This is a genomic window from Ectothiorhodospira shaposhnikovii (assembly GCF_016584105.1).
GTDB lineage: Bacteria > Pseudomonadota > Gammaproteobacteria > Ectothiorhodospirales > Ectothiorhodospiraceae > Ectothiorhodospira > Ectothiorhodospira shaposhnikovii.
Genome location: NZ_NRSM01000051.1, coordinates 1 through 10340 on the forward strand (window position 1 = coordinate 1; position 10340 = coordinate 10340).

Here is a 10340-nt window from a genome sequence, read left to right on the forward strand (position 1 = left end):
CACAGGTGGATATTATGTGATATATGGTTAGGAGGCAACAAAACAACCAGCTTTTCCGTTGAGAAAGTGAAATTTGTGAATGAACGCCAAGGTAGAGATCAACCAGATATTCCGGTTACCCGTTTTTTTGTAATAGATATATAAGCGGAGCGTAGACCCGGAATTGAGTATGGTCAATATCCCATGCGTCTGCCGGCGCGAACCCCGACGGTGAGGCGTGGTCGGATTGTTGTGGCGGTGTGTCCGTCGGCCCAATGAAGGAGGCTTGAACCCCGTGACCATCCCGGCGCCTGATCCGATCCCGTTTTCCAACACCTATGCCCGCCTGCCGGAGGCCTTTCATGTCCGGCTCAATCCGGATCCGGTGCCTGACCCCTCCCTGATTGAATTCAACCACGACCTGTGTCGGGAACTGGGCATCGACCCCCTGTCCCTGACGCCGGAAGCCTGGGCCCAGGTGTTTGCGGGTAACCGCATACTGCCCGGTTCGGAGCCCCTGGCCATGGCCTATGCCGGCCATCAGTTCGGGCATTTCGTGCCCCGGCTGGGGGATGGGCGGGCCATCCTGCTGGGGGAGGTGGTGGATGTGCGGGGGCAGCGTCGGGATATCCAGCTCAAGGGATCGGGCCGTACCCCGTTTTCCCGGGGAGGCGATGGCCGTGCCGCCCTCGGTCCTGTGTTGCGGGAGTATCTGGTCAGCGAGGCCATGCATGCCCTGGGCATCCCTTCGACCCGGGCCCTGGCCGCCGTCTCCACCGGAGAACCGGTGCTCAGGGACACGGCCCTGCCGGGTGCCATCCTGACCCGGGTGGCGGCCAGCCATGTGCGGGTGGGGACATTCCAGCATTTCGCCATGCGTGGCGATCGGGCGGCGCTGGGGCAGCTGGCGGACCATGTCGCGGATCGGCATTACCCCTGGACCCGTGAGGCGGACCGGCCCGGTCTGGCCCTGCTGGAGGCCGTCGTGGAGGCCCAGGCACGGCTGGTGGCCCTGTGGATGGGGGTGGGATTCATCCACGGGGTGATGAACACGGACAACATGGCCGTATCCGGACAGACCATCGATTTCGGTCCCTGCGCCTTCATGGACGTCTATCATCCGGATCAGGTCTTCAGTGCCATCGATATCCAGGGGCGTTATGCCTATGGCAATCAGCCGACCATGGCCCAGTGGAATCTGGCCCGATTCGCCGAAACACTGCTGCCGCTGATCCATTCCGACGAAAATCAGTCGCTGGAATTGGCCACGGATCTGGTAAATTCCTTCTCTGAACGGTTTGTGCGTCATTGGATTGACGTGATGGGTCTCAAGTTGGGGCTGAGTGCGGCCGATAAGGGGGACATTGCCCTGATCCAGGGATTGTTGCGGGCCATGGAGCAGGGGCAGGTGGATTTCACCCTGTGTTTCCGCCGCCTGTGCGACGCGGCCGAAGACGAGGCGGAAGATGAATCGGTCCGCCAGTTGTTCACGCAGCCCGAAGCCTTCGATGCCTGGGCGATGCAGTGGCGTTCCCGGTTGCGGCAGGATCCCTTGTCCTCGGGGGAGCGGGCCGCGCGCATGCGCCGGGTCAATCCAGCCTGCATTCCCCGCAATCATCGGGTGGAACAGGTGATTGCGGCGGCCCTGGAGGCGGGGGATCCGGGGCCCTTTCGGCGGTTGCTCGGGGTGGTGTGCAATCCCTGGACGCTGGGGGAGGCTGACCAGGCCTATGCACGGCCGCCGACACCGGCAGAGCGGGTTTATCAGACCTTCTGCGGTACCTGAACTGAAGTGGGAACCCGGCTCGGTTGCAACCAGATCGGTATGCTGATCCAATCATGCCATGACGAGACATGACCCTTTTGATGATGTGCTGGTGATCAGGGACCGACTCCCCCTCGCGGTGGAGCCGGTTGCGGGTATCCCGGCTGCCGAGGAAATGGCACGCATCAATGAGGCCAACGAAAGTCTGCTCAGGGTTTGCGCCAGCATGGACGATGCCTTGCCACGGCGGCTGGATGAGGGCAGCGAGGTCAGCCAGGAGCTGTCGAGAATTGAGTCAAAAGTCAATTTGCTGGTAGAGATGGTCAGTCTGCTCCTGCATGCCCATGCCCGGATTCCCCCGGCGATACCGGTGCGTCTTTCAGCCGAGGGGTTGGGCTGGATTCAGGCCGATCCCCTGCCGCGGGGGCAGGCCTTGCGACTCACATTTCACCTGTGCCCTCAGTTCCCGAAGCCGCTGACGCTGTATGGCCGGGTGACGGCCATTGAAGCTGTTGAGGCGGGCCATGATCTGAGTGTGAGCTTTCTGGGTATGAGCCCATCCCTGGAGGATGGCATCCAGAAAATGGTGTTTCGCCGCCATCGCCGCAGCATCGCTCAGGCTCGTTGCGGTCGTGAATATTGATCAGGGATGAGGCGTGGCCTGTTTTTCACTGATTGAGGTAGCCCGGACATTTGCTGTCATAAGAAAAAATTACAATTTCGGGCTGATGGAATAATAACCATGGCGGGTATCCATGACATTGCAAGAAACAATATTCACCGATGACACCAGGGAAGATTCCAGCGCCGCGTTGCCGGACGAGGTGCTTTTGGTGGTGCAGGACACCGGGCGTGCCCTGCGCATGGAGACCATTCTGGACTTCCTGGGTTGCCGGCCCCGGATAACATCTCCCGAACAGTGCACTGAGTCCCTGATGGGAGAGACCCGGTGGCTTTCGGTCATGGTGAGCGATTGTGTCTCGCACCAGTCCGTGGTCCTACTGGATACGCTGTCCCGCATCAAGACATCACCCCCGCTGATACTGGCTGGAGCAGCCGAGGCATTTTCAGGTTTTCCCGACGCCCTGCATCCCAGGGTTCTGGGGCGGCTGGATTATCCCCTGCGCTATCCCGCTCTGTCGGCCTGCCTGCAGACCGCGCGGCATCTGGCGGCCACTGGCGTGCCCGCGGAGAAGGCTCAGTATCAGGAGCTTTACCGTTCTTTGGTCGGGTATCACCGCACCATGCAGCGGATTCGTGAATTGATCCTGCAGGTGGCGATAACCGATGCCAATGTCCTCATCCTGGGGGAGACGGGGACCGGCAAGGAAGTCGTGGCCAGGAGCATTCATCAGTGCTCATCCAGGCGAGGTAAACCCTTTGTCGCTGTAAACTGTGGTGCCATTCCCGGGGATTTGCTGGAAAGTGAATTGTTCGGTCATGAAAAAGGGGCCTTCACCGGTGCCATTTCTTCCCGCCCCGGTCGATTTGAACTGGCTCAGGGCGGAACGCTGTTTCTGGATGAAATCGGTGACATGCCGGTCCCCATGCAGGTCAAGATCCTCAGGGTTTTGCAGGAACGCACCTTCGAGCGGGTGGGCAGTACCAAGACCCTGACCACCGATGTGCGCATCATTGCTGCCACTCACAGGGATCTTGATCTGGCGATACGCGAGGGTACTTTCCGGGAGGATCTCTACTATCGACTGAACGTGTTCCCGATCGAAATGCCGCCACTGCGCAGCCGGTTGCGGGATCTGCCCTTGCTGATTGATGAACTGGTCAGTCGCATGGAGGCTGAAGGTCGTTCCGGAGTGCGCTTTTCCAAGGCCGCCCTGAAGGTTCTGTACCACTATGAGTGGCCTGGCAACGTTCGTGAGCTGGCCAACCTGGTGGAACGTCTGGCGATCATGTTTCCGGCGGAAACCGTGTCACCGGATGACCTCCCCGGCAAGTTCAGGTCCGGTTTCAGTGAACAGGATCTTCAGGCCTTCTCCATGGTCGAAGGGGCCGATCCGATGTCTGCCGACATCGGTCTGCCCGATGCCGGTCTTGATCTCAAGGAGTATGTCTGTGATCTTGAGACCCGCCTGATCCGTCAGGCCCTGGACCGTTCTGGCGGGGTTGTGGCTCATGCCGCCAAGTTGCTGGGGATGCGCCGCACCACGCTGGTGGAAAAGATGCGGAAATATGGCATCCAGCGCGATGACGAAACGACAGAATCCTGACGTCTTCTGGTTTTATATATTTAAGTTTTTGTTTTTTTAAGAAATTTTAGTCTGGCACGATACCTGCTTAAGTCATGTTGCAGGCCGCTTCCCCATCGGTGATTTGCCGCTGGGGGAGGGTCGATAAACGGACAACATTTCGGAGCAGGTGAAATGACCCAGGCAACACTTCTGACAATGGACCCTTCGGGCGAAGCCTTCGAGCTGGTTGCGGAGGACCCCCGGAGTCGTGAACTGGTAGAGCTTGCGCGTCGTGTTGCCGCTTCTGAAGCGACCGTGATGCTCAACGGCGAGTCGGGGGTGGGCAAGGAAGTCTATGCCAGATTCATACATGCCCACTCCCTACGCGCAGACGGTCCCTTCGTGGCGGTCAATTGCGCAGCCATTCCCGAAAACATGCTGGAAGCCATGCTCTTCGGGCATGAGCGGGGCGCCTTCACCGGCGCCTATGAATCCCGTCCGGGCAAGTTTGAACTGGCCGAGGGCGGTACTCTGCTGCTGGACGAGATCTCGGAGATGGACCTCTCCCTGCAGGCGAAACTGCTGCGTGTGTTGCAGGAGCGGGAGGTGGAACGTCTGGGTGGGCGCCGTCCCATGCAGATGGATGTCCGGGTCCTCGCCACCTCCAACCGCAACCTCATGCAGGCGGTGGCAGAGGGCAAGTTTCGGGAAGATCTGTTCTATCGGCTCAATGTTTTTCCTCTGGTCATTCCTCCACTGCGGGAGCGCCCGGGCGATATTCTGCCCTTGGCACGCCGTCTGATCTATATCCACGGACGGGGCATTGACCGCGCCCGTCTTTCAACCGCCGCCGCGGCACGGCTGATGGATCACATCTGGCCGGGTAATGTGCGCGAACTGGATAATGTCATTCAGAGGGCCATGATCCTGCGCGACAGCGAGGAACTGGATGCCGCCTCCATCCATTTTGAAACCATGGCACCACCGCTGGACCCGGGCCATTCCCGAATCCCTTTGCCTCCCCCCCCGGCACGGAAACCCAGCGCCTGGGTGACCGGCTGCGCTCAAGGGAAGAACAATTGATTCTGGATGCCCTTCGGGTGGAGGAGGGCAGCCGCAAGGATGCCGCGGCCCGTCTGGGCATCAGTCCACGCACCCTGCGCTACAAGCTGGCCAGATTGCGCGATGCGGGTGTATCCATTCCCTATTGAAAAATTTTGACACTTGGCCTGCCACTCAGGCCGGGAGGATTCCAAGATGAGTGACATGCAGATCAATCAGGTTCTTCAGCAAATGCGCGTGCTGGCGGCGGGAGCCGGTCTGGAGGGGCCAAGGGTTGCGGTGCCTCCGGTACAGCCCAATTTTGCCGCGGCGCTGAAACAGTCCATGGACAAGGTGAACAGCCTCCAGCAGAAGGGGAATCAGCTGTCGACACGGTTCGAGATGGGGGATCCTGAGGTGGATCTTGTGCAAGTGATGATCGCCACGCAGAAGGCCAGCATTTCCTTCGAGGCCGCCACGCAGGTGCGTAATCGTCTTGTGTCCGCCTATCAGGACATCATGAACATGCAGGTGTAGGTCCTTTCAGGGAACCATCATGGCAACTTCATTGACCACGACTTTCAATCAGCAGATGCAGGGTTTCACCAGTCTGCCCCGCCAGAGTCAGGTTGGCTTGCTGGTTGGGGTGGCTGCCACAGTCGCCCTGGTGGCAAGCCTGTTTCTCTGGGTAACCCGGCCTTCCTATGCCGTGCTCTTCCCCGGACTGGGCGAGCGGGAATCTGCCCAGGTGATGGAAGCGCTGGGTCGACAGGGGATTCCCTACCGTATTGATCCACTGTCCGGTGCCTTGAAGGTACCTTCCGGTCGGGTTCATGAGGCGCGACTCCAGATGGCGACGGAAGGTCTTCCGCGTACGGGGGGATTCGGCTTTGAAATCATGGAGCAGGATCAGGGTATCGGCACCAGTCGTCTGGTGGAGACGGCCCGATACCACCGTGCGCTGGAAGGGGAGCTGGCCCGCTCGGTTTCCACCTTGTCCAGTGTGGAATCGGCGCGAGTCCATCTTGCCATGCCTCGGGAAACCGTGTTCGTGCGCGACCGGGTCAGACCCAGTGCCTCGGTGCTGGTCAATCTGCACCCGGGGAGGACACTGACTGAACGTCAGGTGGCGGGCATTGTCCATCTGGTATCGTCAAGTATCCCGGATATGGATCCGGAGCGGGTGACGGTGGTGGATCAGCGGGGACAGTTGTTGACGCCCCGGGATGAGGATGAGGGTATGAACCTCTCCACCCGGAACCTGGATTTCACCCGTCGTATGGAAGAAAGTTACGTGCGGCGGATCATGGATATCGTTTCGCCCATTGTCGGCGCAGACGGGGTGCGTGCCCAGGTTTCCGCTGATCTTGATTTCTCGCGCATTGAGCGGACCATTGAAAATTTCGACCCCGAACTGACGGCGTTGCGCAGCGAACAACTCGCGGAAGAAGAGTCCAGGGGCATCATGGGCATGATGGGTATTCCCGGTGCACTGACCAATCAGCCTCCCGCGGGCGGTGTACTCGATGCCGAGGGGGAGGGGGTGCTGGGGCCGGATGCGCCCATGCCAGGTTCCAGCAGTCGACGTTCGACCCGTAACTACGAAGTGGACCGCACCATCAGTCATGTGCGGGAGGCACCGGGTACCGTGCGGCGCCTGTCCGTGGCGGTGGTGCTGGATTTCCGTGACCAGTTGAATGAGGATGGGGAACTGGTCCGGGAGCCCATCCCTCAGGAAGAGTTGCAGCGTATCGAAAGACTGGTGCGCGAGGCGGTTGGTTTTGATGCCCGGCGCGGAGACAGTGTCAACGTCATGAATGCACCGTTCCTGCCGGTGGCCGAACCTGACGCCTATCCTGCACCGGTGATCTGGCAGGAACCGTGGGCCCAGGAACTGGCAAGGATGGCACTGGTGGCACTGGTGGCACTCCTGCTGATCCTTCTGGTGGTGCGGCCCATGCTCAAGGGGCTGGCTGCCAAGGGTGCGCCGGAAACGGAAGAAGAAGCCGAAGAGCGCATGCGTCTTGAACGTGAAGGGCTTGGAGAAGACCAGCTCAGCCTGACCCATGAGGGCGCGGCTGAGCCCCAGGCCCTCCCGGGCAAGAAGCCGGCGAGTTATGAAGAGAATCTGCAGCGGGTGCGTGATCTGATCAAGGAAGATCCCAAGCTGGTGGCTCAAGTGGTCAAGAACTGGGTGGCTGATGATGGATCCTAAAAGCAAAATGTCGGGCCCTGACCGGGCGGCCGTTTTTCTCATGAGTCTGGGTGAGGAAGCCGCTGCCCAGGTACTCAAGCATATGGGTCCCAAGGAAGTGCAGCGAATCGGGACTGCCATGGCGTCTCTCTCCAATGTCTCGAAAAAAGAAGTCGGCGACGTGCTGGACGATTTCATTGCCCTGGTGGAGGAACAAACCGCCCTGGGTATGGGGTCCGATGAGTATATTCGCAGCGTACTCACGACCGCCCTGGGCAAGGACAAGGCCGATGGCGTGATCGACCGTATCTTGCTGGGTCGAAATTCCAAGGGGCTGGAGTCCCTGAAGTGGATGGATCCCCGTGCCGTGGCGGAGGTCATCCGCCTTGAGCATCCGCAGATCATCGCCATTGTGCTGTCTTATCTGGATCCGGACCACGCGGCGGCGGTGCTGTCCTTCCTGCCCGACCGAACCCAGCCGGATATCCTCATGCGCATCGCCACCCTGGATGGCGTGCAACCGGCCGCGCTGATGGAACTGGATGAGATTCTGGAACGCCAGTTCGCCGGTAACATCAATGTCAAGTCTTCGTCCGTGGGCGGGGTGAAGAGTGCCGCCAACATCCTGAATTTCATGGATTCCTCCAAGGAGGGCATGATCATGGACCGGGTCCGGGATCTGGACGAGTCCCTGGGCCAGAAGATTCAGGATCTGATGTTTGTCTTTGCCAATCTGGTGGATGTGGACGATCGTGGCATTCAGTCCTTGTTGCGGGAGGTTTCCACTGATTCCCTGGTGATTGCCCTCAAGGGCGCCGATGATCAGGTCAAGGAGAAGATCTTCAAGAACATGTCCAAGCGTGCCGCCGAAATGCTCCAGGATGATCTGGAAGCCAAGGGGCCGGTGCGTTTGAGCGAAGTGGAGGTGGCCCAGAAGGAGATTCTGAGCATTGCACGGCGCATGGCCGAGTCTGGCGAAATCGTGCTTGGCGGCAAGGGCGCCGAACAGATGGTATGACCGGACTCCCGGAGACCTGCCAAGGTCATGCGATGCGAGGTCGGCATGGAGAAGATTTATGAGCGAACGGGTTATCACATCGGAAAAGGGAAGCGGGGCACGTCGCTGGGAGGTGCCCGATGTGCATGCGCCACCGCCAGTTCAGGAGATTGACGACCCGTTGCCGGATGCGTTGGAGGAGGAGGATCCGGTTGAACCGGTACCCTCCCTGCCCACTGCAGACCGGATCATGGCCATTGAGCAGCAGGCCCGTCAGGAAGGACTGAGGGCAGGGCGGGATGAAGGTTACAAACTGGGTCTGGAACAGGGGCGCAAGGACGGCTTCAACAGCGGCCATGAGGAAGGCATGAAGGCTGCAAAAGCCTGGGTGGAAGAACGTCTGGCAATACTGGACCAGTTATTGATGGGGTTGCAGCGGCCTTACGATGCATTGGATGCCGCAGTGGAGGAAGAGCTGGTGCAGTTGGCGATGGCTGTTGCACGTCAGCTGGTGCGTCGTGAGTTGAGAACGGATCCGGGCGCCATCGTTGCAGTGCTGCGTGAGGCGCTTGAGGCTCTGCCCAGTGCCGAGCGCAAACTGCATCTTCACCTGCACCCTGATGACGGCAAACTGGTCAGGGATACATTGAGACTGGATGAGCTGGAGCGCCCCTGGTCCATCGTGGAAGACCCGACCATGAGCCGGGGTGGGGTGCGGGTCATTACCGAAGCCTCCCGTGTGGATGCCTCACTGGAGTCCCGATTGAATGCGGTGATCGCAATGGTATGGGGCGGTGAGCGCAGCAGTGATCAGGATACGGGGGCCGGGGTTCAACACGCTGGCAGATCCCTGAACCGGGAGGCTGATTCCGACAATGGCTGATGCTGCTTTGCTACCCGAGGCACTTCGACCGGATGTCCGTGCCGGCAAGCTTGCCGAGCGACTTTCCCGCTACCGTGCCCGAGCCGCCAAGGCCATGCCGGTGGTGGCTGAAGGGCGACTTGTCAGGATGGTCGGTCTTACCCTGGAGGCGGAAGGCTGCCAGGCATCGATTGGTGGTCGATGTCGTCTCATCAGTGCCGGCGGACGCGAGGTGGAGGCGGAGGTTGTGGGATTCTCCGCCGAGCGTAGTTTCCTCATGCCGGTTGGGGATGTCAGTGGATTGACGCCTGGAGCACGGGTGATACCCACCCGCCACGCCCGCGAAACCCTGGTGGGGGATGCGCTGCTTGGTCGTGTTCTCGATGGATCCGGGCGGCCATTGGATGGACGCCCGCCACCCCAGTGCGATGATCATGTCTCGCTCAACGGCCGCAGCATCAACCCCCTTTCCAGGCGTCCCATACACGAACCCCTGGATGTGGGGGTACGCGCCATCAATGGCCTGTTTACGGTGGGTCGAGGTCAGCGCATGGGGCTGTTCGCCGGAAGCGGCGTAGGCAAGAGCGTGCTCCTGGGCATGATGACACGCTATACCACGGCTGACATCACCGTGGTCGGCCTGATTGGGGAGCGGGGCCGTGAGGTGAATGAGTTTGTCCAGAATATCCTGGGGCCGGAAGGCATGGCCCGTGCCGTTGTGGTCGCGGTTCCCGCGGACCATTCGCCCTTGATGCGTCTACACGGCGCCATGCTGGCCACCAGCATTGCGGAGTATTTTCGTGACAAGGGTCATGAAGTGCTACTGTTGATGGACTCGCTGACGCGTTTTGCCCAGGCCCAGCGAGAAATTTCCCTGGCCATCGGTGAACCCCCGGCAACCAAGGGGTACACCCCATCGGTGTTTGCCAAATTGCCCCAGCTCGTGGAGCGTGCGGGCAATGGAGATCAGGGCAGTGGATCCATCACCGCCTTCTATACTGTACTGGCGGAAGGGGATGATACCAATGACCCCATCGCGGACGCGGCGCGGGCAATTCTTGACGGACATGTGGTGCTGTCGCGACGGATTGCCGATACGGGACGTTATCCGGCCATTGATGTGGAGGCTTCCGTGTCCCGGGTCATGAACGAAATCGTCGATCCCGGCCATGTCGAGGCGGCAAGATATTTCGGGTAACCGGAATATCTGGTTGATCTCTACCTTGGCGTTCATTCACAAATTTCACTTTCTCAACGGAAAAGCTGGTTGTTTTGTTGCCTCCTAACCATATATCACATAATATCCACCTGTG

9 protein-coding genes and 1 pseudogene are annotated in these 10340 nt (G+C 59.9%); all 10 read left to right on the forward strand.

What is annotated here, in order from left to right:
• The first annotated feature begins 274 nt into the window (after nucleotides 1-274).
• Entirely contained in the window at nucleotides 275-1765 is a 1491-nt protein-coding gene (locus CKO35_RS16830) for a protein adenylyltransferase SelO family protein (RefSeq protein WP_200177275.1), read from the forward strand.
• A 58-nt stretch (nucleotides 1766-1823) separates the two neighbouring features.
• A complete protein-coding gene (locus CKO35_RS16835; RefSeq protein WP_200177276.1) occupies nucleotides 1824-2387 on the forward strand; it encodes a PilZ domain-containing protein in 564 nt (187 codons plus the stop codon).
• A gap of 112 nt (nucleotides 2388-2499) precedes the next feature.
• On the forward strand, nucleotides 2500-3972 hold the full coding sequence (locus tag CKO35_RS16840; protein WP_200177277.1) for a sigma-54 dependent transcriptional regulator: 1473 nt from the start codon (nucleotides 2500-2502) through the stop codon (nucleotides 3970-3972).
• Nucleotides 3973-4125: 153 nt separating this feature from the next.
• Entirely contained in the window at nucleotides 4126-5016 is an 891-nt protein-coding gene (locus CKO35_RS16845) for a sigma-54 interaction domain-containing protein (RefSeq protein ID WP_274600868.1), read from the forward strand.
• The gene (locus tag CKO35_RS18275; protein WP_274600869.1) at nucleotides 5013-5144 is read left to right on the forward strand and encodes a helix-turn-helix domain-containing protein; all 132 of its coding nucleotides are present in this window, start codon (nucleotides 5013-5015) and stop codon (nucleotides 5142-5144) included. Before CKO35_RS16845 ends, CKO35_RS18275 begins: the two co-directional genes overlap by 4 nt.
• Before the next feature lie 46 nt (nucleotides 5145-5190).
• Nucleotides 5191-5511, forward strand: coding sequence for a flagellar hook-basal body complex protein FliE (gene fliE, locus CKO35_RS16850; RefSeq protein WP_200177278.1), 321 nt, complete (start codon nucleotides 5191-5193; stop codon nucleotides 5509-5511).
• A 19-nt stretch (nucleotides 5512-5530) separates the two neighbouring features.
• The gene (gene fliF / locus CKO35_RS16855; protein WP_200177279.1) at nucleotides 5531-7189 is read left to right on the forward strand and encodes a flagellar basal-body MS-ring/collar protein FliF; all 1659 of its coding nucleotides are present in this window, start codon (nucleotides 5531-5533) and stop codon (nucleotides 7187-7189) included.
• On the forward strand, nucleotides 7179-8186 hold the full coding sequence (fliG, locus tag CKO35_RS16860) for a flagellar motor switch protein FliG (RefSeq protein ID WP_200177280.1): 1008 nt from the start codon (nucleotides 7179-7181) through the stop codon (nucleotides 8184-8186). Before fliF ends, fliG begins: the two co-directional genes overlap by 11 nt.
• Before the next feature lie 58 nt (nucleotides 8187-8244).
• Nucleotides 8245-9048: a flagellar assembly protein FliH gene (locus CKO35_RS16865; protein WP_200177281.1), complete on the forward strand. Its 804-nt coding sequence runs from the start codon at nucleotides 8245-8247 to the stop codon at nucleotides 9046-9048.
• Nucleotides 9041-10219: pseudogene (locus CKO35_RS16870) on the forward strand (FliI/YscN family ATPase); the annotation flags it as partial. The gene CKO35_RS16865 and the pseudogene CKO35_RS16870, both read left to right, overlap by 8 nt.
• Nucleotides 10220-10340: the final 121 nt, after the last annotated feature.

Excerpts from the sequence above, each read along its gene's own strand:
- CKO35_RS16835 (WP_200177276.1), top strand. The coding sequence starts at position 1,824 with ATGACGAGACATGACCCTTTTGATGATGTGCTGGTGATCAGGGACCGA.
- CKO35_RS16840 (WP_200177277.1), top strand. The coding sequence starts at position 2,500 with ATGACATTGCAAGAAACAATATTCACCGATGACACCAGGGAAGATTCC.
- CKO35_RS16845 (WP_274600868.1), top strand. The coding sequence starts at position 4,126 with ATGACCCAGGCAACACTTCTGACAATGGACCCTTCGGGCGAAGCCTTC.
- fliE (WP_200177278.1), top strand. The coding sequence starts at position 5,191 with ATGAGTGACATGCAGATCAATCAGGTTCTTCAGCAAATGCGCGTGCTG.
- fliF (WP_200177279.1), top strand. The coding sequence starts at position 5,531 with ATGGCAACTTCATTGACCACGACTTTCAATCAGCAGATGCAGGGTTTC.
- fliG (WP_200177280.1), top strand. The coding sequence starts at position 7,179 with ATGGATCCTAAAAGCAAAATGTCGGGCCCTGACCGGGCGGCCGTTTTT.
- CKO35_RS16865 (WP_200177281.1), top strand. The coding sequence starts at position 8,245 with ATGAGCGAACGGGTTATCACATCGGAAAAGGGAAGCGGGGCACGTCGC.